A 25922-nucleotide genomic window follows, 5' to 3' on the forward strand; every position below is an offset into this window, starting at 1 on the left:
GTGGGACGGGCGGGTGCAGGCGCCGGACGGACGGCAGGCGCGGGACGGGGAGACGCGGGGCAGGCACGGGACGGACGGCACACGCTGCACAGTCGGCACGCGCGGGACAGGCCGACCCAGGCGGCACGCGCTTCACCGGCGGCACACGCTGCACAGGCGGCACACGCTGCACAGGCGGCACTCGCTGCACAGGCGGCACGCGCGGGACAGGCCGAGACGCTACGGGCAGGACAGCACGGCCACAGGCACACCGGCGGACCGGCGCACCGGCATAGCACTCACGCGCCGCGAGCCGAGCGCCCTGCCTCCGCGCGCTCTCTCCCCCTCCGCGCGCTCTCTCCCCCTCCTCCCCCAGCGCCTACCTCCGACTCTCCCCCTCCCCCAGCCGCCACTCCAGTCGCTCGATCGCTGCCCGTACACCGTCTCCGTAGCCGTCGTCGGCCAGCGCGCCCGCCGCGGTGCGGGCCCGCACCAGATGCAGGCGCGCGGCCTCCCTGCGCTCCAGCTTCAGATAGTCGGCCGCGAGGCTGAGGTGCAGCGAGGGACAGAAGCCGCGGACGGCGACCGTGCTGGCATCGTGCGCGGCCCTCCCGTCGTCCAGGCTCTCCGCGGCGGCCAGTGCCCGCAGGTCCCAGAGCAGCTCATCCTCGGGGTCGTCCTGGGTGTCCGCCATGTAGTGCGCGAGCGTGCAGCGGTGCAGCGCGTCGCCGGCCTCGCCGATCTCGTCCCACAGGCCGGCGAACCGGTTGCGGGCCTCCTCCCGGTCGCCCCCGTGCAGCAGCATGATCACTTGGCCGATCCTGCCCATGACGACGTCCCCCGACGTCTCCCGCTGCGACTCCGTCACCGCTGCCTCCTGTACCCGCACACACATATGTCCGGTTCGTCCCGGCCCACCACCGACGCTAAGGGCTGTCGCCGGTGATCCCGGTCAGCCCAGGTCGGGGATCCGCCAGTCGATCGGCTCGTGGCCCTGGCCGGCGACCGCCTTGTCGATCTGGGTGAACGGCCGTGAGCCGAAGAACTTCTTCGCGGAGAGGGGCGAGGGGTGTGCGCCCTTCACCACCACATGGCGCTCCTGGTCGATCAGCGGCAGCTTCTTCTGCGCGTAATTCCCCCAGAGGACGAAGACCGCGGGGTCGGGCCGCGAGGCCACCGCGCTGATCACCGCGTCCGTGAACCTCTCCCAGCCCTTGCCCTTGTGGGAGTTGGCCTCCGAGGCCCGCACGGTGAGCACCGCGTTGAGCAGGAGGACGCCCTGCTCGGCCCAGGGCATCAGATAGCCGTTGTCCGGAACCGGGTGGCCCAGCTCCTCCTTCATCTCCTTGTAGATGTTCCGCAGAGAGGGCGGCGTCCGGACGCCGGGGCGGACGGAGAAGCAGAGACCGTGCCCCTGCCCCTCGCCGTGGTACGGGTCCTGGCCGAGGATCAGCACCTTCACCCTGTCGTACGGCGTGGCGTCCAGCGCGGCGAAGACCTCCTCGCGCGGCGGGTAGACCGGCCCCTTGGCCCGCTCCTCCTCGACGAAAGCGGTCAGCTCCTTGAAGTAGGGCTTCTCCAGCTCATCGCCGAGGACGCCGCGCCAGGACTCGGGCAGCATGTCGGTTCCGGTCACGTCAACAACCTCCGGTGTGCGATCCGTTCTCACCACAGAACCTACCGGCGACCACTGACAACGGCCCCGGACGGATGTCCGGGGCCGTGCAATGAGCGGGGCCGTGCGATGAGCGGGGCCGCGCTGGGTACGGGCCTGCGGGGTGTCCGGGACCGGGGCTCAGCCGACGCCGGCGTTGAGGAAGATCCCGCCGTCGACCACCAGGGTCTGACCGGTCACCCAGCCCGACTGGTCGGACGTGAGGAACGCGGCGGCGCCCCCGATGTCCGCGGGCACCCCGAGCCTGCCGAGCGGGTAAGCGGCGGCCGCCTCCGCCTCCCGGCCCTCGTACAGTGCCTCGGCGAACCTGGTCTTCACCACGGCGGGCGCGATCGCGTTGACCCGTACCGCCGGGGCGAACTCGTGCGCAAGCTGGAGCGTGAGGTTGACCATCGCGGCCTTGCTCATGCCGTACGCGCCGATGAACGGCGACGCGGAGACCCCGGCGACGGACGCGATGTTCACGATCGCGCCGCCGTTCTCCTTCTGCCACGCCTTCCAGGTCTGCTGTGCGAAGCCGAGCGCCGAGATGACGTTGGTCTCGTAGACCTTGCGCGCCACGTTCAGGTCCATCTCGGCCATCGGCCCGAACACCGGGTTGGTCCCGGCGTTGTTGACCAGGTGATCGACCCTGCCGAACGCCTCCATGACCCGCTCGACGGCCGCCGCCTGGTGCGCCTCGTCATGAGCCTTGCCCGCGACGCCGATGACCCGGTCGGCGCCGAGCGCCTCCACCGCCGCCTTGAGCGCGTCCTCATTGCGTCCGGTGATGCAGACCCGGTCGCCGCGGGCGACGAACGCCTCGGCGATGCCGTATCCGATGCCGCGGCTCGCGCCGGTGATCAGCGCGACCTTCCCGCTGTCCTGTGCAGTCATGTCCGTTGTCCCTTGCTTCCCTGATCAGTTGAGCGGGCCGCCGGCGACGTACATGACCTGGCCGGACACGAATCCCGCGTCCTCTCCGGTGAAGAAGGCGATGGCGTTCGCGATGTCCTCGGGCCTGCCGACGCGCTGCACCGGGATCTGGGTGGCGGCGGCGGCCTGGAACTCCTCGAAGCCCATGCCGACCCGCTCGGCGGTCTGCGCGGTCATCTCGGTGACGATGAAGCCGGGGGCGACGGCGTTGGCGGTGACGCCGAACTTGCCGAGCTCCTTGGCGAGCGTCTTGGTGAAGCCCTGCAGACCGGCCTTGACCGCGGAGTAGTTCGCCTGGCCGCGGTTGCCGAGCGCGGAGCTGGAGGACAGGCTGACGATCCGGCCGAACTTGGCGTCCACCATGTGCTTCTGGACCGCCTTGGACATCAGGAACGCGCCCTTGAGGTGGACGTTCATGACCGTGTCCCAGTCGGACTCGCTCATCTTGAAGAGCAGGTTGTCGCGGAGGACACCGGCGTTGTTGACGAGGATCGTCGGGGCGCCGAGCTCGGCCGCGACCCGGGCGACCGCCGCTTCGACCTGAGCGCTGTCCGAGACGTCACAGCTCACCGCGATGGCCCGGCCGCCCGCGGAGGTGATCTTCTCGACGGTGTCCTTGCAGGCCGCCTCGTCGAGGTCGAGTACGGCGACGGCGCGGCCCTCCGCCGCCAGACGTACGGCGGTGGCTGCGCCAATGCCGCGCGCAGCCCCGGTCACAATGGCAACGCGCTGCTCGGTGGTGGACATACTGGCTCTCCTCGCCCTCGGATCGCGGCCCTCGATCACTGAGCAACCGCTTAGTACCTTCAGCAGACGAGACGCTAGAAGGCGCGGCACCCGGTGTCAACGGCACACGGGATCAGCAGTGAACGTCACACCGGGTGCCACCCTCTCAGCGCACCAGCAGTCCGAGCAGCCGGTCGGCCTCGGCGGCCGGGTCGGTGGTGAGTCCGGTGTGCACAGGACCGGGCTGTACCACCGTCGAACGGGGTGCGATCAGCCAGCGGAACCGGCGCCCCGCGTCGTCGGGGCCGGCCTGGCCCGCCGCCTCACCGCCGTCGCAGACCCCTTCGACGGCGCGCAGGGCGGCGCGCACCCCGACGACATCGGCGTGCGGGTCGAGCATCTTCAGCTTCGCCTCGTCGAGATGTGTACGGGCGGCGACGAAGGACCTGGCCCGGCAGTAGACCAGCACCCCCGCGTTGAACATCTCTCCGCGCTCGACCCTCGGCACCACGCGTACCAGCGCGTACTCGTAGACGTCCCGGCGGCCGGCATCGCTCGCACGCTCGGTCATCGGGTGTCCCCCTGCTGCTCGCCCTGCTGTCGCGCCGGCGGAGCGAGACGCTCCGAGAGCCAGCCGGGGGCCCGGGACGGAGTGGCCGGGGTCGGCGGCCCGAGCGTGATCCGGGTGTGCATGGAGGCGGCCCGCTCCAGCAGGACCTCCACATACGCGCGCCGCAGCTCGTCGGCGCTGCCGAATCCGGCCTCGTCCCGCAGCCAGACGTCGGGGACGTCGGCGGTGACCTCGGTGAGCAGTTCCTCGGTGACCAGCGGCGCCAGCTCGGCGGCCGCCGAGGCCACATCGGGGGCGAAGGACGCGAGGACATGGTCGGAGGCGTCGTACGGCTTGCTTCCGTAGTTCTTCGCCGAGGGCCAGTTGTGGTGCCAGATCATGGTGGCGCCGTGATCGATGAGCCAGAGATCGCCGTGCCAGACAAGCAGGTTGGGGTTGCGCCAGGAACGGTCGACGTTGTTGATCACCGCGTCGAACCAGACGATCCGGCCGGCCTCGTCGGGGCCCACCTGGTAGGCGAGCGGATCGAAGCCGAGCGAGCCGGGCAGGTAGTCCATGCCGAGGTTCAGCCCGCCGCTCGCCTTCAGCAGCTCCTGCACCTCCTGGTCGGGCTCGGAGAGCCCGATGACGGGGTCCAGCTGCATCCGCACCAGCTCGGGCACCCGCAGCCCGAGCCTGCGGGCGAGCTGCCCGCAGATGACCTCGGCGACGAGCGTCTTGCGGCCCTGCCCGGCGCCGGTGAACTTCATGACGTACGTACCGAGATCGTCGGCCTCGACGATCCCGGGGAGCGAACCGCCCTCACGCAAAGGCGTGACATAGCGGGTCGCTACGACTTCTTCCAACACTTTCCCGGGCCACCCATCTCTTCAGCCTTGCAATCCACGAACGACCTCTCCGGGGCGTAGAGGCAGGAATCACCGGTCAACGGCGCTGGTGAGAATCTGGGGAGCTTCGGCCGGCGAGCCGGTCTCCCCGTTCCCCCAGCCGACCGTCGATGGTGCCACGCCCCTTGCTGCCGTTTTCCGGCATGAAGTGAGCATAGTAACCGAGGGTGATCGCCGGGGAGGAGTGCCCGAGCCACCGAGCCAGGGTGCCGCTGCCCGCGGCACCGCAGCGCTGGGCGGAACAGCGGATCGGTCCCATCGTGTCCGTCCGCGACGCCTCGCACGAGCGGGACCACGCCCGGGTGTGGAACCTGGAGGTCTCGCCCTCGGTGAAGTTCTTCACCCGTGGGAACAGCCTTCGCCGCAGCCGGCGCGGCCAGCGCTCGGGCCTACGGACCCCGCCACCACTTCTGTGGACTCCTGCACCCTCACGCCCCCGGGAGAACCAGCAGGATCACCGCCGCGTTCATGGCGCAGTCCTGGCCCGGTGAGCCGCACAACGCCGAGCCCCACAGGTATGCAGGACTCCTCTGGGTATCGATGGAGAAACCCCCGTCGGACTGTCGTCCCGCCACCTTGGACATCTTCCAGACGCTCACCGATGGCCCCTCGTACAGGGCACTGAACCGGAACAACACGGGAGGCACCCTGTGAGGCGCTCCTTCGGACCCGTGCGGATGGCCGAACCGGCGGTGTCGGAAGCGGAGCGGAATCTGTTCGGCGGGCCGCTGCACTACGGCATGCGCTGGGCCGAACATGAGCACGCAAGGCGCGACTTGGTGTTCGACCGCGTCTCGCTGCTGACGCAGGATTTCCAGCGCTGGCCGGTGCCGCGCGAACTCCGCCTCACCGAAGGGGTGATGCTCGCCTGGTTCACCCCCGACGGCCTCCACCGCCTGCGCATCGCGGACACCACCAGCGACCTCGTACGGCGCCACGCCGCCAGCCTCCCGACGACGCAGAGCGGGCCCGAACCCGAGGAGGAAAGTCCGGCTTCACCGCACGGTACGGTCCCCAACATCATCGGCGTCCACCTCTACTTGGAGCGCCCCGACGGGAGCGTGCTGCTCGGGCTGCACCACCCCAACTCCGCGTTCGCGCCATCCACCTGGCACGTACTGGCCGTTCATTGGGCAAGTCAGTTGTCGGGTTCGATGTTGTCGGGGCTTTAGCGCAGAGATCTCGGCTGTCGAAGATGTGGGTGGCTTCGCCGGGAGGCGCGGTAAAGAATGGTTCTGCCTCCTGGCGCCTACCGCATGACATCGGCGTAGCGCGAAGCACCCGCAGTGTCACCGCCGACACCCCTTCGGGAAGTTCAGTAACCGCCGAGGTCCGCCGGGTCACCGACTTGGGAGTGGCCGTGCTCACGGGCGTCGGGTCCGCGAGAACGGCAGGCATGGCACATCCTGGCGGATCCGGACGGCAACGAGTTCTGCGTTATGGCCCCGCCCGACGCCCGCCGGACGGGGCCCGGAACACGGCCGGACTTTACCGAGGCCCGCGCCAATTTACGGTTACGGCATTGCGGTGGCCAGTGCCGCGCGGATGGCGTCCTCGCCGACGGGCCGGCCCTTCTCGCTCGAGGTCGGCCCGTACGGGGTCCCCCACACCGGCGTGTCCGTCGCCTGCCGCCAGCTGTCGGCCAGCGGTCCCGCGTCCACCACGCTGTACCCGATGGATTCGATGAATTCGGCCACCGCTGCCTTCGCCTGTGCGGAGTCCCCGGCGATCGGCAGGAAGGAACGGTCGGCCGCCCCCGCCGGGCGGGCGAGGGACAGCAGGTGCTTGAAGAAGATGTTGTTGAACGCTTTCACGAGCATGGCGTCCGGGATGTAACGCAGCAGCAGCTCGCTCGAGGTGAGCGACTTACTGTCGATCTCGGGGATGTGCCCGTCCCGCTCGGGTCCGTAGTTGCACGTGTCGATGACCGTCTTCCCGGCCAGTGGCGTGGCGGACAAGTTGGGGAACGCCTTGACCGGCACCGAGACCACGACGATGTCACCGGCTGCCGCGGCCTCCCCGCTCGTTGCCGCGGACGCCCGCGGCCCCAGTTCCGCGGCCGTGTCCGCGAGCGTTTCGGGACCGCGTGAGTTGCTGAGCACGACCTGGTGCCCGGCCTCGATGGCGAGCCGCGCGATGGTACTGCCGATGTTGCCGCTTCCGATGAATCCCACAGTTGTCATATTCCGTCCCTCCAGAAGAGCCGTATCCTTGTCATCTGCCGGACTCGTTGCGGTTCGGGTCCCTTGCTGTGCGCGATGTTGGCAATCCGCACGACCGAAGACCGCACTCCCCGCTCGGGGAGGCCCGGGCCCGGGCCGACTGACGAAACCAAGTGGTCCGCGTCGTCCGCGTCCGTTTCCAGTACCACCATGAGCTCTCGGGCGGGCACCGCGTCGTCGCCGAGTACTCCCGCAACGGTGCTGTGTTTGCGGGGGTCAGCCGTGCTTGACCAGGTCGTTGACGGCCTGGGTGTCTTTGTAGAAGGCGTTCGCGCCGTGGATCTTGCCCTCACGCACCGTGTAGTGCTCCACAACCTCCATCGGGAGTCGGCGCCCGCTCTTCCGGGAGACGAATTCGAGGTTGAGCCGCATCTCCACCACCTCGCCGGCTTCGACGATGGCGTAGTCCCGCACGGTCATTTCTGCCGAAACGTTGATCGCGCCTTCCAGCCGTGCGAACCCGTCGGGTCCTCGCCACTGCCCTGACCAGGGCAGGGTCTCGGCCTCCTGCCAGACCGCCTCCTCGTCGACCATCTCCAGGGCCCCACTCAGGTCACCGGCTTGCATGCGGGTCACGAACTTCTCCAGCGTCGCCACATCGTTGTGCGCTTCGCCGCATGCCCCGAACCGGAGTGCGGGTAGCCGGGCTGCCCGTCAGTCGCACGGCCCCGTTCGTGCGTGTGGATCGTGGTCCGCGCGGCTCTCTTCCGGGAGCGCGTCTTTCAGGACGAGTTCGCCAGGCCTGGAATCTGCCTGGGTGCTTCGCTCGTCGGTGTGCGGCCGTGGTTTGCGGCGGATACAGGATGGCGGGAAAACGATCGCTCCATCGTGTGACCTGGGGATATTCACCGATCGGCTGCGCAAGAGTGCTCTCAGGGGCGGCCGGCTTCACCGCACTGTCGCCCCCCTTGCCGAACGCAGTGCCCGCCCGCAGCTGGGGGGCTTGGGCGGCTGGGAAATTCGCACCACGATGAGGGAGATGGTCATGGCGACCGACGTACAGGACAGCTTCTACCGCCGTATCGACGCCGTTCTCAGGTCCCGGGACGACGGCCACATCGCCTGGATCTTCAAAGACAACCACTATCTGCGGTACGACCTGAGGGCCGACAAGGGCGTCGCCGGCGCGAAGCCGATCGCGGGCAACTGGTCCGGGCTGGCGGACTCCTTCACCCGCGGTATCGACGCCGCGCTCAACCGCAGGGACCAGCCCGGCGTCGGTTACCTGTTCAAGGACGACCAGTACGTGCGCTGGAACCTGGAGACGGATGCGGCCGACGCCGGCTACCCCAAGACCATCGCGGAGGGCTGGTCGGCGCTGCCGGCACACTTCCAGCTCGGCATCGACGCCGCCGTCAACCACCAGGACAACCCGAAGATCGCCTGGTTCTTCAAGGACGACCAGTACGTCCGCTACGACGTCGCCGAGAACAAGCTCCTGGCCGGCCCGAAGTCGATCACCGGGAACTGGTCCGGCCTGCCCGACTCCTTCAACCGCCGTATCGACGCGGCAGCCCCCCACGCCACCAACCGCAACAAGGTCTACCTGTTCAAGGACGACCAGTACGTCCGCTACGACCTGGCGGCCGACCGTACCGACTCCGGCTACCCCCTCGCCATCCGGGGCAACTGGTCCTTCTTCCAGTAAGAACCGCCCGGACGCGGCCCGCTCAGCACAGTCGCCAGCGCCGCGCCGGGCCGGGCCGGGCCGGGCCGGGCCGGGCCGGGCCGGGCCGGACAACATCAACGGCACACGTCCGTCCCCGAGGGGGCAGGGCGCCCTGCCGCGCAGCATTTCGCGCCGCCGGAGGAATTCCGGCGGCGCGAAATGATCAGGGCTACGCATCCGAAGGCAGCATCCCCCGCCGGCGTGGCGATGCTCTCCAGCCCGGTTCGGTCACCAGTCGACCCGGCTGCCGTCGAACGCCGCCGATGCAGACCGTGTTGTTGTGCGAGCCGAAGTCGAGGTGACCGCCGCCGTACTCACACAGCTCGACGGTGATGGCGTCCACCGGTGCGGCTGCCGCAGCGCTCGCGCGCCGAGCGGCACAGTGACCACGGCGGCCACGACGGCCACGACGGCCACGACGGCAAGGGTTGCGAGCGTGCGGTGCAGGAATCTCGCCCTGAGGAACACGGTTGGTTCGCCCTCTTCCTGCACCACGCCCGTGCCCCGCATGCGGAGGATCCCGCGCGCGGTTGGCCAGGGAACCACTCCCCGCTGCGGAACACCGGGTCACGGCACGCGCGTCGCCGGTGCTGCATCGCCCTGGCGCACCGGGCGGCCTCGAATTGAAGCCGCAGAACAACCGCCCGGCCTCGAAGCCCGGCCGGCCATCACGGCGGCCGAGCACCGAGATGCGCCAACTGCGCAACACTACGAGGAAGTTGCCCCGGGGCAGGTGTGCGGTATCGCTTTGCCCAACAGTGCCCCTCTGTTCAATCAACTGAGCTTCAGCGGGCCCCGGCGCTGTGCCCTACTGGGTGTGCTACGCGCGTTGCGCGCTTCCTCGATACGTCAGGAGCCCCGGTGAACCCCACACACCGTCTGATGCAAGCCCTGGCCGCAGGCGCCTTGGCCGCCGCATGCGGTCTCGTGCCGGCTACCGCCCACGCCGCGAGCGCCTACTCCCTCGTGGTCCTTCCGGATCAGAAGGAAGGCGCGATCTACGACTTCGTCAACTCGGCCAAGAAGTCGGTCGACGTGACGATCTACGAGTTGCGCGACACCACCCTCGTCGACGACCTGGTGAAGGAGCAGAAGGCAGGCGTGAAGGTCCGCGTGGTCTTCGACTCCCAGCACGCGTCCATCGACGGCGCCGCCTACAAGGCACTCTCCGCGGCCGGGGCCGGGGTCACATACTCGTCATCCTCGTACGTCTACACCCACCAGAAGACGATCACCGTCGACGGCTCCACGTCGTACATCAGCACCGGCAACTTCGACACGACGTACTACGCGACCTCGCGTGACTACGGCGTCTTCGACTCCGACACGGCCGATGTCGCGGCCATCGAGAAGGTCTTCGACGCCGATTACGCGAAGACCGCCGTCACCCCGTCCGACGGCACCGACCTGGTCTGGTCGCCCACCGACTCGCAGAGCCGCCTGCTGGCCCTGGTCACCGGGGCGAAGCACAGCCTCGATGTCCAGGAGGAGGAGTTCGGGGACCCCGCGCTGGTGAACGCGGTCGTCGCGGACGCGAAGCGCGGTGTCGCCGTTCGCGTCGTCGCGGAGAACGAGTCGTCGAAGTACAGCAAGGAGCTGGACCAGGTCACCGCCGCGGGCGGCAAGGTGGCCACGTACACGAGCTCCACCGGCTTCTACATCCACGCCAAGGCGATCGTCGCCGACTACGGAACCTCCGACGCCAAGGTGTTCGCCGGCTCGGAGAACTTCTCCGACAACTCGCTCAACCACAACCGCGAACTCGGCCTCGTCGTGGGCGACTCAGCGGTCGTCAGCGGCATCGAGAAGGCATTCGACGCCGACTTCCAGGGGGCCTCGGTCAGCCGCAGCTGAGCGCGGAACGCGCGCTGCCCGCGGCCAGCACCGCCGCGAGGCCCTCTCGCAGATCTCGGACGAAATACCCGGGAACCTCCAGCGACGGGAAGTGTCCTCCGCTTTCGGGCAGACTCCACCGGACGATCTGCCGGTACCGCTCCCGCGCCCAGGGGCGGGGACACTTCTCGACGTCGCGGGGGTACATCGTGAGTGCTGACGGGACGTCGACCCGCAGTCCGGGGTCCAGCGAGTTGTGGCTCTCGTAGTAGATACGGGCCGCCGACGCGCCGGTCCGCGTCAGCCAGTACAGAGTGACGTCGTCGAGAACGCGGTCTCTGGAAATCGTCTCGAACGGGCTGTCCTCGGTATCCGACCACTCGGCGAACTTGTCCAGGATCCAGGCAAGAAGCCCGACCGGTGAGTCGACGAGCGAGTAGCCGATGGTCTGCGGCCGGGTCGCCTGCTGTTTCGCGTACGCCGCCCGGTCGCGCCAGAAATCACGGGTCTGCTCGGTCCACTCGCGCTCGGCCACCGTCAGCCCGTGCGTCGTCAATCCGGGCGGCGCCTCCGCGAACGTGGTGTGGATGCCGAGAACGTGCGCCGGGAACCTGCCGCCGAGTACCGTGGTGATATTGCCTCCCCAATCACCGCCGTGGGCTGCGAACTTGTCGTAGCCGAGCCTTCCCATCAGCTCCACCCATGCGGCCGCGATCTTCTCGGTACCCCACCCGGTGGTGGCCGGCCTGTCGCTGTACCCAAAGCCAGGAAGCGACGGGACCACGACGTGGAACGCCGGTGCGTCCGCGTCTTCCGGATCCGCCAGCTCGTCCACCGCGTCGACGAACCGGGCGATGCTGTCCGGCCAGCCGTGCGTCAGGATCAGCGGAGTGGCATCCGCGCGCACGGAGCGGCGGTGCAGGAAGTGGATGCCCAGACCGTCGATGGTCGTGCGGAACTGGCCGATCCGGTTGAGGCGTGCTTCGAACGACCGCCAGTCGTACCCGGTGCGCCAGTAGTCCACCACATCGACGAGGTCGGCGAGAGGAACGCCCTGGTCCCATCGGCGACGGCCGGACGCGGCGCGGGAGACCGTCTCGGCCTCCGGCAGTCGCGCGGCGGCGAGTCGCGCGCGCAGATCGTCGAGGTCGGCGTCCGTCGCGTGGGCTTCAAATGCTTGCACGTCGCTGGTGGGACGGGGCATGAAAACCTCCTGGCCGTCGCGGGACCGGCCATGAGCATCGAGAACCGGCTATGACGGTTCTACTATGCCGTGAGGCCCAGGTGCAACCGGCTAAGGTGGTTCCATGCATGCTGGGTTTCCTGATTTCCGCCTCGGCAACGTGCTGGCGACCAGCTTCACGGGGACTCTGTCGGAGCGTCATGGCAACGCCGTGGAGCGCATTCCCACGCCGCACCGGCTCATCGACTGGCTGACGGTGAACGGCCTCACCGTGGATTCCTGCACCACCGCCCAGCTGGACCTGGCCCGGGAACTGAGGGAGTCGGTTCACGCCGCCGCGACAGCGGCCGCGACCGGGGACGCTCTCCCCGCGGCTGCTGTCCACGTCATCAACGACCGCAGCGCTCGGGGTCGGGCCGCGGCCGTCCTCACGCCCGAGGGCAAACGGCGATGGCGGCTCAGCTCGGCTTCCTCCATGGAAGACGCCCTCGGCGTGATCGCCGCCGACGCCATCAGCATCATCGCAGGCGAACGAGACGGAAGGCTGGCCCTGTGCGCGTCGCCGACCTGCCGGGCGGCCTTCTTCGACACCAGCCGGAGTCGCACCCGCAAATGGTGCGACATGAACACCTGCGGGAACCGCCAGAAGAAGGCGCGCTTCCATGCCGGCCGGCGCGAAAACCCGGGACCGGCTGAGTGATCGAACCTCGGTCCCGGTGACTGCGGTGTCCGCCGGCCGGCGGACACCGCAGCTACTCGGCCGGGGCTGTCGGGCCCCGTCGCCCGCCCGCCGTCAGTAGGCGACGCGGTCGGTCTTGGCCAGCCATGCCTCGAACGGCGCGTTGCGGTTGGGCAGGTCGAGTCGGTCGATCGTCATGGGCCACATCGAGGAGGGCTTCTTCTCGAACAGTTCGTAGAACCTGCGGTCGTCGAAGTCGGCGATCGCCGCGTCGTGCCGGTCGGCTGCGAAGACGAGCCGGTCGACGCGTGCCCACAGCGAAGAGGTCAGACACATCGGGCAGGGCTCGCACGAGGTGATCAGGGTGCAGCCTTCCAGGGAGAAGGTGTTCAGCTCCTGACAGGCGTTGCGCAGTGCGGTGACCTCGGCGTGTGCCACCGGGTCCAGGGTCGATGTGACCCGGTTGTTTCCGGTGGCGACGACCTGGCCGTCCTTGGCGACCAGCGCACCGAACGGGCCACCGCCGTTGGCCACGCTGGTCGTCGCCAGCAGGATCGCCTCCTGCATCCAGGCGTTCTCAAGGTCCTGGGCACTGGCTTCCTCGATGTGGGCGGTCATGGGTGTTTCCCTTCGCGATGAGACATGAGAGATGAGGAGGGGCGGGGACGGTGGAGGTGACGTCTTCCCGAGTGCGGGGCGGGGAGCGAGCGCCACCGGCGGCGGACGGCGGTCAGCCGGCGGAGGTGAGTTCCTTGGACCGTTGTTCGTTGATGTGCACGCTCCCCGACTTCCACCAGCCGGGCAGCGCTTCCGGGGCGTTGAGCATGCGCCAGACCCGGTCACGCGAGAACGGAGTCTCATAGGGGCGGGCGCCCACCGCTCGACGGATGGCGTTGCCCACGGCTGCCGGGACGGAGTTGTACGGGCTCTCGCTCATCGACTTCGCGCCGAAGGGGCCGAGCCGGTCGAAGGTCTCGGCGAAATAGACCTCGGTCTCCGGGACGTCATGCATCTGCGGGATCCGGTAGGCGCGCAGCACCGGCGTCTGCAAGTAGCCCTCCTCGTCGACCATGACCTCCTCGGACAACGCGGTGCCGAACGCCTGGGCCACGCCGCCCTCGACCTGTCCGCGGCACTGCTGGGGATTCATCACGGTGCCCGCGTCGGCGCCGTGCACCGACTGCAGGATCCGTACCGCGCCGGTGCGGATGTCGACGGCGACACGTACTCCGTGCACGTTCCAGGCCAGCGAGCGGTACTCGCCCAGTTCGTCGCCGCGCGCGAAGGCGGTGTCACCGTTCCTGTTGGCCTCCGGGCAGGCTTTGATGACCTCGCCGAAGTCCACGACCCGGTTCGGGGTCCGGATGCCGCCGGGGAAGAGCGAGCACTCGGTGGGTTTGCTGCCGGTGATCTCGGCGGCGACCTGAAGCAGCAGCGTACGCAAGGACATCGCCGCGGCGTGCAGGGCCTTGCCCGCCACCGTGGTGCCGGCGGAGGCGAACGCCCCCGTGTCGTAGATGGCCCCGTCGGTGTCGGAGTTGGTCAGCCGCACCCGGTCCAGCTCGGTCGACATGTCCGTGGCGACGATCTGGGTGTGTACGGTCGTGGTGCCGTTGCCGAACTCGCTGGTGCCCACTCCCGCGACGTATGTGCCGTCCGGCTGCACGGCCAGCGTGGTCTTGGAGACATGCCCGAAGGGCGCCATCGTGGCGATCATCGAGACCGCCATTCCCTCGCCGATCCGCCAGTGTTCGCCTTCCGGCGGAGCCACACCGTTTCCGCGGTCGAGACCCTGCTGCACGAAGTCCAGGCACTGGTCGAGTCCGTAACTCCCGTAGACGAGCCCGTCGTCGGCCGGATGCGCCTCGATCAGCGGGTCGCCGTCGCCGACCATGTTGATGCGGCGCAGTTCGAACGGGTCGATGTCGAGGGCCACCGCCAGTTCGTCCAGAGCGGACTCGACCCCGAGGATGACCTGCCCGAGACCGTAGCCACGGAAAGCACCGGACGGGACGTTGTTGGTGTACACCGACTCGGCGTCGACTCGCTTCACCGGCGCGTTGTACAGGCTGAGCGACTCGGCGCAGCCGTGGAAGAGCACACCGGGCGCGTGGTTGCCGTAGGCACCGGTGTCCGCGAGGACGTTCAGCTTGACCGCGGTGAGCTTGCCGCCCCTCTCGGCCCCGACGGTGACCTGGACACGGAACGGGTGCCGCACCGAGGTGCGCGAGAACTCCTCGGGGCGGCTCATCTCGTACATGGCGGGCTTGCCGGTGCGCAGGACCACGAGTGAGACGAGGTCCTCGGAGAACATCTCCTGCTTGCCGCCGAAGCCGCCTCCGACGCGTTTGGTGAAGACGCGGACCTTCTCCTCGGGCAGGTCGAAGAGCCGGCACAGCGTACGCCGGGTCAGGAAGGGGACCTGGGAGCTGGTACGAACGGTCAGCCTGCCGTCGTCGAGCCAGCCGAGGCTGCCGTGGGTCTCCAGTTGCATGTGCGAGACCCGCTGGGTGCGCCACTCACCGTGCACGGTGACGTCGGAGTCCGCCAGTGCCTGGTCGATGTCCCCGCCCACTCCGCCGTGGATGGACGCGAGCAGGTTGCGCGAGGGGTCTTCCGGCAGCTCCGCCTCCGGCTGGTCGCTGTCGATCAGGTCGGGGTGCAGTACGGGTGCACCGGGTGACCTGGCGAGTTCCGGATCGTGCACCGAGGGCAGGACGTCGTACGTGACCTTGATGAGACGGCAGGCGTGTTCGGCGACGGCTGCCGAGACCGCGGCCACCGCCGCGACCCGCTGGCCTCGGAAGCGGACGACGTCGTCGAACATCCTGGTGTCGTGCGGGTCGTCGGTGCGGTGTTCGTGCTGCGCGGTGGAGAAGCGGATCCGGGGTACGTTGCGGTGGTCCATCACCAGCTCCACCCCGGGCAGTTGCTCGGCTTCGGTGGTGTCGATGCCGACGATGCGGGCATGGGCGTGCGGCGATCCGAGTACGCGGATCTGCAGGGCGCCCGGCAGTTCCATGTCGAAGGTGTACGGCTCGGTCCCGGTGACGACTCGCTTGGCGGCGGGCGGGTTCACCGACGTCCCGACGGTCGTCTTCACACCGTCGGACTCCGGCCCGGCGCAGGTGCCGGATTCCGGCCGGGCACAGGCGGTCCGTCCGTCAGCTCCGCACGCCCGCTCCGCGCCGTCCGCCGAGTCCTCGGTGGAGGCCGCGGCCGCGACACCCTGCTCGATCGCCCGGCGGATGGGGCGGTATCCGGTGCACCGGCACAGGCTGCCCTTCATCAGCCGGTGCATGTCGTCGAGCTGGTCCTCCTTGAGGGTGGACGCGGTGACGATCATCCCCGCGGTGCAGAAGCCGCACTGGAAGGCGAAGTTGTCGACGAACGCCTGCTGCATCGGATGCAGGTTGTCGACCGTTCCCAGACCGGCGACGGTGGTGACCGACCGGCCTTCGGCGCGCCGCGCCGGGAATATGCACGAGTGCACCGGCTTGCCGTCGACCAGCACCGAGCAGGCCCCGCAGTCGCCCGCGTCGCACCCCTTCTTGACCTCGAAGTGCGCCTGGTCGCGTACGAAGGTACGCAGGCACTGGCCGGGGCGCGGAGTGGCGGTGTATGCCTCGCCGTTGATGTTCAGCTCCATGTCAGCAACTCCTCCAGAATCTCCTCGAGCAGCACGCTGCTGACAGCGCGACGCCAGTCGGCGGTGCCCATCGGGTCGGTGTAGTAGCCCTCCGCGTCCAGGGCGTCCTGGCGCAGCCGAACGGAGCTGGGCAGGGTGTCGTACCGCAGTACCACCGGGCGCAGCGTGGCGGCCGTGATGCTGAACACCGCCGCGCCTGACTCGTCCTGCCGGCCGGTGAGCACCGCGGCGCTACGGCCGATCTCGACCAGCGCGATCTTGCGGAAGGCGGTGCGCGCACGGAGCGCGTGGGCGGGAATGTCGATGCAGCGCAGCACATCGCCCTCGCCCAGCGAGTTGGTCCCGTTGCCCGTGGGGATGTCGGCGACGGGCACGGTGTACTCGTCGCCGTCCGCGGTCCAGATCAGCGCGGTGGCGTCCAGAGCCGTGGCCAGCGACACCATGGCCGCAGCGGCGTACGAGCGGCAGATGTTCCCGCCGACCGTCATCATGTTCCAGATCTTGAACGAAGCGAGCAGCGCACTGGCAGCCTGGAAGAAGATCGGGTGCGCCGTCCACCCCTCACGCCGGCGTATCCGGGACAGCTCGGCCACGGTGCAGGTCGCCCCGATCCGCAGGCCGTCGGGCGTCTCCTCGATCGACGGCCACCCCATCGCCCCCAGGTCGACCAGACCGGTCGTACTCACCTGTGGCTCCGAGAACAGCCAGGTGCCGCCACCGAGGACCGCCTCGCCCGGCGCCAGGATGAGGTCTTCGCGTGTACGTGCTGTACGCCACGTCTCGATGGTGTTCAAATCCACGGCTCACCTCGTTCCCACGTGCGCCGCCGGGGACAGCGGCTCGGAATGCGCCAAGTAGACCGCCCGGGGTCTGCCGCCCGTCACCACCGCCGCATACGTATTTTCCGGCCCGCAATCGGTGGATCAACCGAACTGGCGGATCGCCGGGTGAGGTGTCACGCCGGGTCTGATAGTGATGGCTCCGTGCAGGTGAAACAGGTATTGGAACTCGCCGACCTCGGGGTGGCACCGCTGTGGGCGCCCCCTCGTGCGCTGCGGCGGACCGTCACCGGTGTCACGACGTCCGACATGGAGAATCCGTCGACGTATCTGTCGCCGGGGGAGATCGTTCTGACCGGACTGGTCTGGTGGCAGCCGGACCACCGCGGGGCGGCGCGGGCCTTCGTCTCGGCGCTCCGGGCCGCGGGGGCGGTCGCGCTGATCGCCGGAGAAGGTGTGCACGGCGCGATCCCCGATGAGCTCTTCGACGCGTGCCGGGACCATGAGCTGCCGCTCTTCTCGGTGCCGCAGAGCACCACGTTCCGCGCCGTCCTCGACCGGATCTATGTGTGGCTGTGGGCCGACATACGGGAGTCCGGCGCCCCGGCACTGCCGTCGATCGTCAGGGACGAACTCCTCACCGGCATCACCTCCGCGGCCCCGGTCGGCGCGGTGCTCAGAACGGCGGTCGAGCGCCTCGAACTCCCGGAGCTCGCGCTGGTCTCCCCCGCAGGCCGGGTGATCGCGAGCAGTGCCCCGTACACCGCGGACGGCCAGCAGGGCACCCAGGCGCCGGTCACACCGGGTCAGGAATCACCGTTCGACGGCTGGTGGCTGCGCACGGCCCGAGCGGTCGGCTCACGCCGTTGGCCCGTACTCAACGAGCTGGCCGCCCTGTTCGCCACCAGGCTGACGCAGCACCGGGAGCGGCTCACTGCCCGTGGCGCGGCGGCCGGGGAGCTGCTCGCCGGCCTCGGCACGAAGGGCGCTCCGGCGGGATCGGGGGCCGTGCACGCGTGCGGCCTGCCCGGCGACGTCGCACTCACACCGGTCGTGGTGAGAACACCCGGTGCGCCGGCCTCCTGGGCCGTGGACGCGGCCAACGAGCTGCTCGAAGCATGCGCGGTGGATTTCGCCGTGTGCCCGGGTGGAGCCGCCGAGGCGGTCGGTTTCGTCGCCGCGCCGCCTGACCGGCTCGCCCCCCTGCTGTCCGGGCAACTGCCCGCTCTGCAGAGGCTCGTCGACGACGTCACCATCGCGGTGGGCGTCGGCCCGGGTGCCCGTCCCAGCGATCTCGCCCCGGCTGTGCACGGGGCTCGTTTCCTCGCGGATGCCGCCGGCCGACGACCGGGCGCCGGGCCCCGGGTCCGCACAGGCGCCGCCCTCACGCGTCTCAGTACGCTCCTGGAGGGGGTGCCCGCTCCCGTGTCGCACGCCTACCGGATGCGCACGATAGGCCCGGTGATCAGTTATGACACCGCGAAGGGCACCGAACTGCTGCTGACGCTGGCGACGTTCCTGGAGAACGGGGCGTCGTGGACCCGCACGGCGGCGGCCCTGCATCTCCACGTGAACACCGTTCACTACCGGATCGAACGGGCAGAGGCACTCACCGGCCGCCGGGTGTCCGACCCGGACGACCAGAGCGACCTCTGCACCGCTCTCATCCTGCATCAGCAGTCCCACGGGTAACCACGGCGAGCCGGCCCGGGCGGAGCCGGCCCGACCGCTGCGGGTCTCCCGCCGGTCAGCCGTTCGCGAGGGCTTTCACACGGTCGAGACTGCCGTTGAACCGGTCATGGTCGCCGACCCCGGCCCCCTTGGACGTGTACTGCCAAATGGTCTGGTACTTCCAGCCCGCGGGCAGGGCTCCGACGGACGACCCGTAGTTCGGAACCCACAGCGGATTGGTCTTGCCGAAACCGGAGTTGTTGCCCGTGCAGGACTTCCACCAGTTGGTGGAGGTGTACAGCACGACGTCCCGGCCGGTCTTCGCCTTGTAGGTCTTGGAGAAGTCCCTGACCCAGTTGACCATCCCCTGGTGGCTCAGTCCGTAGCAGGTGGCGCCGTAGGGGTTGTACTCCATGTCCAGAGCGCCCGGCAGGGTCTTGCCGTCCTTGGACCAGCCTCCGCCGTGTGCCAGGAAGTACTTGGCCTGCGTAGCGCCGCTCGACGTGTTGGGGGTGGCGAAGTGGTAGGCACCCCGGATGATGCCGGCTTTGTACGACCCGTTGTACTGCTGGGCGAAGGACGGGTTCGTGTAACTCGTGGACTCCGTCGCCTTGATGTAGGCCAGCTTCACGCCGGACTTCCACAGCGGGGACCATGCGACGCTGCCCTGATGGCTGCTGACGTCGACACCCTCCGTCCCCCGGGCGCCGGTGAGCGCGACGCCGCTCCTGCTGGTGCCCTCATGCCTGAGGATCTGGGAGCCGGCGAAGTCGTCCCCGGGGTGTGAGGGCTCGGTGACGCCGGCGGCGGCGCCCGCGGCACTGGACAACACGAGAGCAAGGGCAGGAACACCCATGGCCAGAGCGGCCAGAACGGTCGACCTCCGGCGAGGCGTACAGGCGGTCACAGACATGAGACTCCTCCAAGGGTCGAGCCCAGCCTGCGGGGAGTCCGGGGGGACACTCCGGCAGGCGCGCGGAGGACCCAGCTCATATCACCCGATATGTCGTACGGTTGACGCGGCGGCAGTGCGGCCGGACCTCCGGGGCGACGCCCAGCGACCGGTGCTCACCTGCCGGGACTCACCTGCCGGCACTCACCTGCCGGCCACGCTCACCGAGCCGAGACGGGTGAAGTCGGCCACGGCGTGCGTGCCCTCCGTGACGGTCACGGCGTCGGTCAGGCCCCCGGTGAGGACCAGCGCACCGGCTTCGATCGCCTGCCCTCGCGCCGCGAGTGAGTTCGCGGCCAGCGCCAGCGCCTCCGCCGGGTGCCCCTGGACCGCGGCCCCGGTAGCGGTGTCGACCACCTCACCGTCGACGCGGAACACGCAGCCTTCCAGGGCGAGATCGAGGTCCGCAACGGGGTATCCGGTGGGGTTCACGACGAGACGCGACGAGGAGGCGTTGTCGGCCACCACGTCGGGCAGACGGAAGCGGAAGTCCCGGTACCTGGAGTCGATGATCTCGAACCCGGCGTGGACCGAGCGCACCGCCGCGAGGGCGGTCGCACCGGTGACTCCCGGGCCCTCCAGCCGTTCTCCCATGACGAACACGATCTCGGGCTCGATACGCGGGTGAATGAGTTCGCCGAGCGGGACGGGCTCGCCCTGCGGGAGGACCATCGCGTCGGTGAGCCATGCGGTCAGCGGGGAGGAGATTCCCATCCGCTGCTGCTTGGCGCGTGAGGTGAGCCCCAGCTTGACGCCGATGACCCGCTCGCCCTGCTCCCGCTTGAGGTCGAGCAGACGGTCCTGTGCGGCGTAGGCGTCGGCCAGGGAGAAGTCCGGCCATGCGTCGGTGAAGGGGTCACGGTCCCGGCGCTCGTGTTCCGCGCCGAGCAGTTCTCGGGCGACCTTTTCCGTAGTCCACTGGGTCATTGACGGGCTCCGTATCGGTAGGTGGGTTCGGTCAGCGTGCGGTGGTCTGTGCGCTGGCTTCGGTACCGGTTTCGAGGCCCGGTTTCCGGTTCGCGGTCTCAGGAAGGAAGAAGAAGACCACGACGGCCGCCAGCAGGTAGAACACGGCGGTCCCCGTCATCGCCAGCGACGCTCCCGCGGAGTCGGCCAGGAATCCGACGACAGCCGGCGCGAGCGCACTCAGCGCCCGCCCGCCGTTGTAGATGAAGCCCTGCGCGAAAGCGCGGATCTCGGTCGGGAAGAGTTCGGCGAAGGTCGGTCCGAAGCCCGAGTAGAAGCCGGTCCCGAAGAGGGTCATGACGGCCCCGAAGAGCATCATGGCGATCTGGTTCTGCAGCATGAAGAACACCGGGATGCACAGCGCAGCGACGAGGAAGTACACGAGGAACGCCGTGCGGCGCCCGAAGCGGTCTGCGACGTAGCCGAAGGTCACGAAGCCCACGGCGGCGCCGATCTGCATCACCACGATCCAGGTGGTGGAGTCCGCCAGGCTCATTCCCCGCCCGCCGTCGGCGACGGGAGTCGACAGATAACTGGGAATCCAGGTGAAGAGCCCCCAGTAGCCGAACATGGCCGCCGTGGTGAAGGCCAGGCACACCACCACGGTCCCCGGCCGTTCCGCGAACAGGCGCCGGAAGGACTGCTTGGGGCTCAGACGTTCACTCGCCGATGTCCATGCCTCGGACTCCTTGGTTCCGCGGCGTACCCAGAAGGCGAGCACCGCGGGGGCCGCGCCGACGAAGAACGCCCACCGCCAGCCGAGCGCCGGGACCACGAGCAGGGTCACGACGGCGGCCGCGGCGTAACCGGTGGCGAACGCGCTCTGCACCCACGCGATGACCTTGCCGCGGTGGCGCGCCGGCCAGCTCTCGGAGAGCAGGGCGGTACCCGCGCCCCACTCACCTCCGATGCCCAGCCCCACGATCAGGCGCGCGATCATCAGCGTGGGCACGCCCGTGGTGAAGCCGCAGAGCAGTGTCCCCACGGAGTAGCACAGGATGCTGGCCATCATCGACTTGGTCCGCCCGAACCGGTCGGCGAGGAAGCCGAATATGAGGCCGCCGAACGCGGAGGCCACCAGCGTGAGGGACGCGATCAGACCGGCCAGCCCCTGGTCGGTGTGGAAGTCCTTGATGATGTAGGTGATGACCATCGAGAAGATCATCAAGTCCATGATGTCGAGCATCCAGCCCAGGTAGGCGGCCCAGAACGTACGCCACTGGTTCCTGCTCCTGTTTCTGAACCAGCGACCGGTGTCCGTCGCCGCATCGGGTCCGTTGCCTTGTGCCACACCCACTCCTTCGCCTGGCCGTCCTGTCCTGATACCGGTCGGATGACAGCCACTCAAACAGTCCCGTATTGCTCAACGAGACAGCAATATCGATGTGCGCGACGAAGTTAACACGGCAACTCTATCTGTCACAGTGACCAGTACGCATGTATCGTTCACCGCGACATACGGAGCCGCAGAAGCTACTCGGTCGAGTGGCGGCGGCGACAGAGACGGAGTGGAAGACCGACATGACTCAGCGAACCCTCCTGTTGTTCGAGGACACCCTCCCCGCCGGGGCCAAGCCGGTGTATCTGCCCGCAGGCGCCCGCGCCGTCTACGTACGGTCGGGGTCGGTCGACGTGATCGGCGACGACGGCAGCCGCTTCCTGTGGGAGGGCGCCGCCCTGGTCGCCGGCAAGGAGGCCACCCTGGCGGCCGGTGACGAGGACACCGTGCTGTGGAGGTGGGAGCTGGCCGACGGGGACGCCGACGAGCGGGACTTCCGTTTCCGCTCGGCCCCTGAGGCCGACAGCACCCTCAAGCTGCGGGCCGCCTTCGACTTCGACGACCGGTACACCTGGCTGATGCGGTGCGACACGGTGCGCTTCCCCGCAGGCGGCACCGCGCTGACACATCTGCACCAGGGGCCCGGTATCCGTGTGGTCCTGGACGGCGAGATCACCATCGAGACCGAGGGCACCTCCGCCACCCACCTGCCGGGGGACGCCTGGGCCGAGCAGGGCGTACTCCCCGTGCGCGCCCCCACCACGGAACGCCGGCCGACGACGTTCGTGCGGTGCTTCCTGCTGCCCAAGCAGAACAAGGGCGTCAGCTCGATCCGGATCGTCGAGCCGGAGGACCGCGCCAAGCCCAATACCCAGAAGTACCGTGTCCTGGCGGAGCAGGTCCTGGCGTCCGGCACCTGAGGCGCTTGACTACGATCATGTGCGGTGCTCCGCGCACCGCGCCTCATACGGCGGCGGCCGAGAGGGCCGGCGCCGCAGACCATCCGTCGTCCGCGACCGAACCGGGGAGCCAAGGGCTTGAGCGAGGAACAGGCACCGACACCACAGCAGGACGATCCGCCTGCCGGACGGAGCGACTCCCCCTCGCCGACGCTGCTTCCGCTGCTGCTCCTGGAGACCCTGCTCAAGGGCAACGGCTCCTGGGGCGTCACCGAACTCGCCAACGCCCTCGGTCTCCCCAAGGCGCGCGTGCACCGGCATGTCTCGAATCTGCGGCAGGCCGGATTCCTGTCCCAGAACTCCGGCACCAGGCGCTACGAGCCGGGGTGGCGGCTGGTGCTGCTGGGCCAGCACATCGAGGCGCGTGCCCAGCTCGTCTCCCTGGCCAAGCCGGTCATGCGGCGGATGCGCGACCAGGTCTCCCAGACCATCGTGTTCTCACAGCTCACCGACGCGGGCGTCACGGTCACCGAAGTACTGCCCGGCGGATCACCGATCGACGTGGTCCTCAACCCCGGTACGCAGTTCTCCTACAACAGCTCCGCGCAGGGCAAGGTGGGGCTGGCGTTCGCCTCACCCGACCAGCTGAAGCAGTGGGGCGGGCTCCTCGACGAACAGCGCACTCCGAGCACCGTGGTGGACCAGGATGTGCTGTGGCAGCAGATCGGCACGGTCAGGCGCCGGGGCTGGGCCTCGGCGCCCGAGGAGACCTACCGCGGCATCAACACCGTGGCGGCGCCCGTGTTCTCGGCCGACGGCGGCGTCATCTGCACACTGGCCGTGGTGGCCTCCATCCACTACCTGCCCGACCCGCCGCCGCACGAGGTCATCACCGCCGTCACGACCGGCGCCGCTGAGCTGTCCCGGGAGTTCGGCCACGGCCGTCCGGTGTGAGCCCGCCGCCGGGCCGGCCTCGGGTCGACCCGAAACGCACGACACCCATCCCAGCAAGGAGCAGGTTCCATGCCGATCATCCAGGTCACACTGGTCAAGGGCCGCGATGACGAGAAGATCCGCGCGTGCGTACGCGAGCTCGCCAGGACCGCCGCACGCACCCTGGACGCGCCGCTGGAGAGCGTCCGGGTGATGGTCCACGAGACGGAGCCCGACCGGTTCGCCGTCGGCGACCGGCTGAAGAGCGACGGATAACGCGCCCCGGCCCGCCTCGACCGCGGCTTCGCACCGAAGCTGACGTGTCCGCCACCGCCCCGGACAGGATGCGGCCCACCGCCGCTGCCGGCGGAGACCGCACCGGGCTCTACCGACGTCCGGGGCCGGCGGAAGCGGGTCGCAGCAGGGTCAGCTCGGACGCTCCCGCGTACGCGAGGCCGTTCGCGGCAGAGGTCGCGGTGAGCCGGACGTAGCGTGCCCCGGTTCTCGGGAAGGTGATCTCCTTCTCCGTCTGGTCGTTGGCGAAGGCCCCCCGGGCGACCGTGCGCCAGGTGGTGCCGTCGGAGCTGACGGCGAAGGTCCAGTCGCCGATACGGCCGTTGGGCGCCGCGTCCTGCCTGGGCAGGTAACGGAACCCGGCGAGCTGCCGCTCGGCGCCCAGGCCGACGGTGACATGGTGCGGCATCGGTGCCGCCGCCGGGGTGTAGGCGGTGTGCCAGCACGTATAAGGGTCGTCGTCGAGGATGTTGCCGGCCCGCCCGTCCTCCCCGGTGGTCTCCTCGCTGTCGGTGGTGACCGTCATCCCGGCCTTGGGCAGGGCGCTGAGGTAGTCGGTGGTGCTGCCGGGCGGGCCGCCGACGGCGTCCACCCGGCCGAGGAACGCCCACGCGGATGCGGCACGTGGCGATCCCCAGGTACGCGTGGCCAGCACCTGCAACGGTCTGCGCGCGAAGTGGTCGAAGAACGCGGTGCTCTGTGTTTCCGCGCTGTCCGACCACCGCGCGACCTTGTAGCCGAGGACGCGTCCGCCCCCCGTCGCCGGTGTCGGGAACGCGTAGTTCTCGTAGGTGTCACGGATGTCGACGTAGCCGTACTCGCCGGGCTTCTGCCCGAAACCGGGGCTCACGTACAGCACAGGCTCAGGTGTGGCGACCACGGTGTAGCCCTTGGCGACCAGTGGCGCCGGGTCGCTGTCGATGTAGTCGTCCAGGACGATCGTCCTGTCGGGTGCGATGGAGGACTGCTGGCCGTACTGGTCCCACCACTCCCACGCCTCCGTGGTCTTGCCGTGCGAACGTATCTGCTTGTTCAGGGTGTTGAGGAAGTCGACGAAGACGTCCCCGGTGTAGCCGAACCCACGGGCGTTCTTGTAGGAGACGAGCTCCGGGCAGGAGTTCTTCTTGTCGTCCAGGCCGATCTCGTCGCCGCCGACATGGACGTACTTGCTGTCGAAGAGGGGGATGACGGCTTCCAGGAGCCCGTGCACGAAATCGCGGGTGTGCTGTTTCGTGATGTCCAGGGTCCAGCCGCCGCGTTCGCCGCCCGGCCAGGTCGCGTGGTCCATCGAGGAACAGGCGAAGCGCAGGGTCGGATCGTAGGCGGTGAGCGGGGTGGAGTGGCCGGGCAGGTCGATCTCGGGGATGACGTCGACGTGGTACGTACGGGCGTAGTCCTGCAGTTCCCGCAGCTCGGCCGGGGTGTAGGAGTCGGCGGACGCAAGCCCGGGGAATTGGGGCAGCCGGATGCGGAAGCCGGACCAGTCGGTCAGGTGCAGATGGAAGGTGGTGAGTTTCTGCCAGGCCATGTCGCGTATCTGCGTCTTGAGATAGCTGAGGGGGAAGAACTTGCGGCCCACGTCGAGCATCTGGGCGCGCTGCTCGACGTCGGGCCAGTCGCGTGCGGTGCCGTGCGGGACCGAGGTGTGGTGGCCGTCGAGCTTGATGGCCTGTTCGATGGTCTGGGTCGCGTAGAACACACCGGTGTCTCCGGTGGCATCCACCGCGAGCACCTCATCGATGTCCAACGCATAACCCTGGGGACCGAGTTGGGTGTCGGTGCTGTCGGCGCGCAACGCTATGTCGCCACCCCTGGGGCGTCCCGTGACGAGGGGGAGGGTGTGCCCGGTGAGAGCGGACAGGTCGGTCGCGAACGTACGTGCGGTGGAACGGAGTTGACCGGCGCCGGAGCCGTCCAGAACGATCCGCGAACGGGGGCCCAGGTGGAACATGCCGTGCCCGCCCCGCCATTCGCGGATACCGGGCTGAACGGCCGGGGCGGAATTGGCGGATTCGGTGGTGGATTCGGTGGCGGAGGCGGTACCGGTGGCGCCGAGCGGCGCCAGGCCGGCGACGAGTAGTACGACCGACAGAACATGCCGGATGAAACGTCTCATGAGCGCTACCGTCCCGAAGTCGACGACTCTCTGACATCCGACGTC

The 25922-nt window shown here is 69.1% G+C and carries 23 protein-coding genes and 2 pseudogenes; 8 read left to right on the forward strand and 17 right to left on the reverse strand.

The genetic code is table 11. The features are described from left to right. Nucleotides 1-358 precede the first annotated feature (358 nt). The 7 genes and pseudogenes from G3I19_RS08710 to G3I19_RS38235 all read right to left on the reverse strand — a co-directional run. Complete coding sequence (locus tag G3I19_RS08710) at nucleotides 359-874, reverse strand: hypothetical protein (RefSeq protein ID WP_164261585.1); 516 nt, start codon at nucleotides 872-874, stop codon at nucleotides 359-361. Nucleotides 875-931: 57 nt separating this feature from the next. Next, nucleotides 932-1615, reverse strand: coding sequence for a uracil-DNA glycosylase (ung, locus tag G3I19_RS08715; protein WP_164261588.1), 684 nt, complete (start codon nucleotides 1613-1615; stop codon nucleotides 932-934). A 159-nt stretch (nucleotides 1616-1774) separates the two neighbouring features. Next, on the reverse strand, nucleotides 1775-2530 hold the full coding sequence (locus G3I19_RS08720; RefSeq protein ID WP_164261592.1) for an SDR family oxidoreductase: 756 nt from the start codon (nucleotides 2528-2530) through the stop codon (nucleotides 1775-1777). A gap of 24 nt (nucleotides 2531-2554) precedes the next feature. Next, nucleotides 2555-3316, reverse strand: a complete 762-nt coding sequence (fabG, locus tag G3I19_RS08725; RefSeq protein ID WP_164261595.1) for a 3-oxoacyl-ACP reductase FabG — start codon at nucleotides 3314-3316, stop codon at nucleotides 2555-2557. A 145-nt stretch (nucleotides 3317-3461) separates the two neighbouring features. Continuing rightward, the gene (locus G3I19_RS08730; RefSeq protein WP_164261598.1) at nucleotides 3462-3866 is read right to left on the reverse strand and encodes a DUF3037 domain-containing protein; all 405 of its coding nucleotides are present in this window, start codon (nucleotides 3864-3866) and stop codon (nucleotides 3462-3464) included. Continuing rightward, a complete protein-coding gene (locus G3I19_RS08735) occupies nucleotides 3863-4714 on the reverse strand; it encodes a HipA family kinase (protein WP_343235029.1) in 852 nt (283 codons plus the stop codon). The genes G3I19_RS08730 and G3I19_RS08735 overlap by 4 nt, the downstream gene beginning before the upstream one ends. A gap of 76 nt (nucleotides 4715-4790) precedes the next feature. Next, nucleotides 4791-4961, reverse strand: a pseudogene (locus G3I19_RS38235) (site-specific integrase); the annotation flags it as partial. Between the two features lie 442 nt (nucleotides 4962-5403). Here G3I19_RS38235 and G3I19_RS37345 point away from each other — a divergent pair. Then, nucleotides 5404-5925 carry a hypothetical protein gene (locus tag G3I19_RS37345; RefSeq protein WP_239074085.1) on the forward strand — a complete coding sequence of 174 codons (522 nt, stop codon included), beginning with the start codon at nucleotides 5404-5406 and terminating at the stop codon, nucleotides 5923-5925. Between the two features lie 342 nt (nucleotides 5926-6267). Here the strand turns inward: G3I19_RS37345 and G3I19_RS08750 are convergent. Then, a pseudogene (locus G3I19_RS08750) lies at nucleotides 6268-6957 on the reverse strand (NAD(P)-binding domain-containing protein); the annotation flags it as partial. Between the two features lie 234 nt (nucleotides 6958-7191). Further along, a complete protein-coding gene (locus tag G3I19_RS08755; RefSeq protein WP_164261604.1) occupies nucleotides 7192-7551 on the reverse strand; it encodes a nuclear transport factor 2 family protein in 360 nt (119 codons plus the stop codon). Between the two features lie 409 nt (nucleotides 7552-7960). On the opposite strand from G3I19_RS08755, the gene G3I19_RS08760 reads away from it, so the two are divergent. Next, a complete protein-coding gene (locus G3I19_RS08760) occupies nucleotides 7961-8623 on the forward strand; it encodes a hemopexin repeat-containing protein (RefSeq protein WP_164261607.1) in 663 nt (220 codons plus the stop codon). 882 nt (nucleotides 8624-9505) lie between these two features. Beyond that, nucleotides 9506-10498, forward strand: coding sequence for a phospholipase D-like domain-containing protein (locus G3I19_RS08765; RefSeq protein ID WP_343235030.1), 993 nt, complete (start codon nucleotides 9506-9508; stop codon nucleotides 10496-10498). Here G3I19_RS08765 and G3I19_RS08770 read toward each other — a convergent pair. Further along, entirely contained in the window at nucleotides 10485-11681 is a 1197-nt protein-coding gene (locus G3I19_RS08770; RefSeq protein WP_164261610.1) for an epoxide hydrolase family protein, read from the reverse strand. The two genes, G3I19_RS08765 and G3I19_RS08770, sit on opposite strands and share 14 nt — an antisense overlap. A 103-nt stretch (nucleotides 11682-11784) precedes the next feature. On the opposite strand from G3I19_RS08770, the gene G3I19_RS08775 reads away from it, so the two are divergent. Continuing rightward, a complete protein-coding gene (locus G3I19_RS08775; protein ID WP_164261612.1) occupies nucleotides 11785-12360 on the forward strand; it encodes a CGNR zinc finger domain-containing protein in 576 nt (191 codons plus the stop codon). Between the two features lie 93 nt (nucleotides 12361-12453). On the opposite strand, the gene G3I19_RS08780 is transcribed toward G3I19_RS08775, so the two are convergent. From G3I19_RS08780 to G3I19_RS08790, 3 genes are all read right to left on the reverse strand, one after another. Then, the gene (locus tag G3I19_RS08780) at nucleotides 12454-12957 is read right to left on the reverse strand and encodes a nucleoside deaminase (protein ID WP_164261615.1); all 504 of its coding nucleotides are present in this window, start codon (nucleotides 12955-12957) and stop codon (nucleotides 12454-12456) included. A 112-nt stretch (nucleotides 12958-13069) separates the two neighbouring features. Continuing rightward, the gene (locus tag G3I19_RS08785) at nucleotides 13070-15988 is read right to left on the reverse strand and encodes a molybdopterin cofactor-binding domain-containing protein (protein WP_164261618.1); all 2919 of its coding nucleotides are present in this window, start codon (nucleotides 15986-15988) and stop codon (nucleotides 13070-13072) included. Continuing rightward, nucleotides 15979-16788 (reverse strand): FAD binding domain-containing protein, encoded by an 810-nt coding sequence (locus G3I19_RS08790; RefSeq protein WP_164261621.1) that lies wholly within the window; start codon nucleotides 16786-16788, stop codon nucleotides 15979-15981. Before G3I19_RS08790 ends, G3I19_RS08785 begins: the two co-directional genes overlap by 10 nt. 189 nt (nucleotides 16789-16977) lie before the next feature. On the opposite strand from G3I19_RS08790, the gene G3I19_RS08795 reads away from it, so the two are divergent. After that, nucleotides 16978-18459 carry a PucR family transcriptional regulator gene (locus G3I19_RS08795; protein ID WP_164261623.1) on the forward strand — a complete coding sequence of 494 codons (1482 nt, stop codon included), beginning with the start codon at nucleotides 16978-16980 and terminating at the stop codon, nucleotides 18457-18459. A 55-nt stretch (nucleotides 18460-18514) separates the two neighbouring features. Here G3I19_RS08795 and G3I19_RS08800 read toward each other — a convergent pair whose 3' ends face one another. The 3 genes from G3I19_RS08800 to G3I19_RS08810 all read right to left on the reverse strand — a co-directional run bounded on the left by G3I19_RS08800 (nucleotide 18515) and on the right by G3I19_RS08810 (nucleotide 21647). Continuing rightward, a complete protein-coding gene (locus G3I19_RS08800) occupies nucleotides 18515-19294 on the reverse strand; it encodes a lysozyme (protein ID WP_239074081.1) in 780 nt (259 codons plus the stop codon). 240 nt (nucleotides 19295-19534) lie between these two features. Next, a complete protein-coding gene (locus G3I19_RS08805; RefSeq protein ID WP_164261629.1) occupies nucleotides 19535-20317 on the reverse strand; it encodes a fumarylacetoacetate hydrolase family protein in 783 nt (260 codons plus the stop codon). 31 nt (nucleotides 20318-20348) lie between these two features. Beyond that, on the reverse strand, nucleotides 20349-21647 hold the full coding sequence (locus tag G3I19_RS08810; protein ID WP_203599347.1) for an MFS transporter: 1299 nt from the start codon (nucleotides 21645-21647) through the stop codon (nucleotides 20349-20351). Between the two features lie 230 nt (nucleotides 21648-21877). Here G3I19_RS08810 and G3I19_RS08815 point away from each other — a divergent pair, with 230 nt between their 5' ends. From G3I19_RS08815 to G3I19_RS08825, 3 genes are all read left to right on the forward strand, one after another. Continuing rightward, complete coding sequence (locus G3I19_RS08815; protein ID WP_164261631.1) at nucleotides 21878-22555, forward strand: hypothetical protein; 678 nt, start codon at nucleotides 21878-21880, stop codon at nucleotides 22553-22555. A 117-nt stretch (nucleotides 22556-22672) separates the two neighbouring features. Next, nucleotides 22673-23488: an IclR family transcriptional regulator gene (locus tag G3I19_RS08820; protein WP_164261635.1), complete on the forward strand. Its 816-nt coding sequence runs from the start codon at nucleotides 22673-22675 to the stop codon at nucleotides 23486-23488. A gap of 69 nt (nucleotides 23489-23557) precedes the next feature. Beyond that, on the forward strand, nucleotides 23558-23743 hold the full coding sequence (locus G3I19_RS08825) for a tautomerase family protein (RefSeq protein WP_164261638.1): 186 nt from the start codon (nucleotides 23558-23560) through the stop codon (nucleotides 23741-23743). Nucleotides 23744-23852: 109 nt separating this feature from the next. Here G3I19_RS08825 and G3I19_RS08830 read toward each other — a convergent pair whose 3' ends face one another. Further along, on the reverse strand, nucleotides 23853-25877 hold the full coding sequence (locus tag G3I19_RS08830) for a family 20 glycosylhydrolase (protein WP_164261642.1): 2025 nt from the start codon (nucleotides 25875-25877) through the stop codon (nucleotides 23853-23855). Nucleotides 25878-25922 lie beyond the last annotated feature (45 nt).

This window comes from Streptomyces sp. SID10853 (assembly GCF_010548145.1).
Lineage (GTDB): Bacteria > Actinomycetota > Actinomycetes > Streptomycetales > Streptomycetaceae > Streptomyces.

What these genes read in the sequence shown, in the direction of transcription:
- G3I19_RS08825 (WP_164261638.1), top strand. Translation starts at nt 23,558, where the DNA reads ATGCCGATCATCCAGGTCACACTGGTCAAGGGCCGCGATGACGAGAAG.
- G3I19_RS08780 (WP_164261615.1), bottom strand. Translation starts at nt 12,957, where the DNA reads ATGACCGCCCACATCGAGGAAGCCAGTGCCCAGGACCTTGAGAACGCC.
- G3I19_RS08730 (WP_164261598.1), bottom strand. Translation starts at nt 3,866, where the DNA reads ATGACCGAGCGTGCGAGCGATGCCGGCCGCCGGGACGTCTACGAGTAC.
- G3I19_RS08720 (WP_164261592.1), bottom strand. Translation starts at nt 2,530, where the DNA reads ATGACTGCACAGGACAGCGGGAAGGTCGCGCTGATCACCGGCGCGAGC.
- G3I19_RS08800 (WP_239074081.1), bottom strand. Translation starts at nt 19,294, where the DNA reads ATGGGTGTTCCTGCCCTTGCTCTCGTGTTGTCCAGTGCCGCGGGCGCC.
- G3I19_RS08815 (WP_164261631.1), top strand. Translation starts at nt 21,878, where the DNA reads ATGACTCAGCGAACCCTCCTGTTGTTCGAGGACACCCTCCCCGCCGGG.
- fabG (WP_164261595.1), bottom strand. Translation starts at nt 3,316, where the DNA reads ATGTCCACCACCGAGCAGCGCGTTGCCATTGTGACCGGGGCTGCGCGC.
- G3I19_RS08830 (WP_164261642.1), bottom strand. Translation starts at nt 25,877, where the DNA reads ATGAGACGTTTCATCCGGCATGTTCTGTCGGTCGTACTACTCGTCGCC.
- G3I19_RS08710 (WP_164261585.1), bottom strand. Translation starts at nt 874, where the DNA reads ATGTGTGTGCGGGTACAGGAGGCAGCGGTGACGGAGTCGCAGCGGGAG.
- G3I19_RS08805 (WP_164261629.1), bottom strand. Translation starts at nt 20,317, where the DNA reads ATGACCCAGTGGACTACGGAAAAGGTCGCCCGAGAACTGCTCGGCGCG.
- G3I19_RS08775 (WP_164261612.1), top strand. Translation starts at nt 11,785, where the DNA reads ATGCATGCTGGGTTTCCTGATTTCCGCCTCGGCAACGTGCTGGCGACC.
- G3I19_RS08785 (WP_164261618.1), bottom strand. Translation starts at nt 15,988, where the DNA reads ATGGAGCTGAACATCAACGGCGAGGCATACACCGCCACTCCGCGCCCC.
- G3I19_RS08770 (WP_164261610.1), bottom strand. Translation starts at nt 11,681, where the DNA reads ATGCCCCGTCCCACCAGCGACGTGCAAGCATTTGAAGCCCACGCGACG.
- G3I19_RS08760 (WP_164261607.1), top strand. Translation starts at nt 7,961, where the DNA reads ATGGCGACCGACGTACAGGACAGCTTCTACCGCCGTATCGACGCCGTT.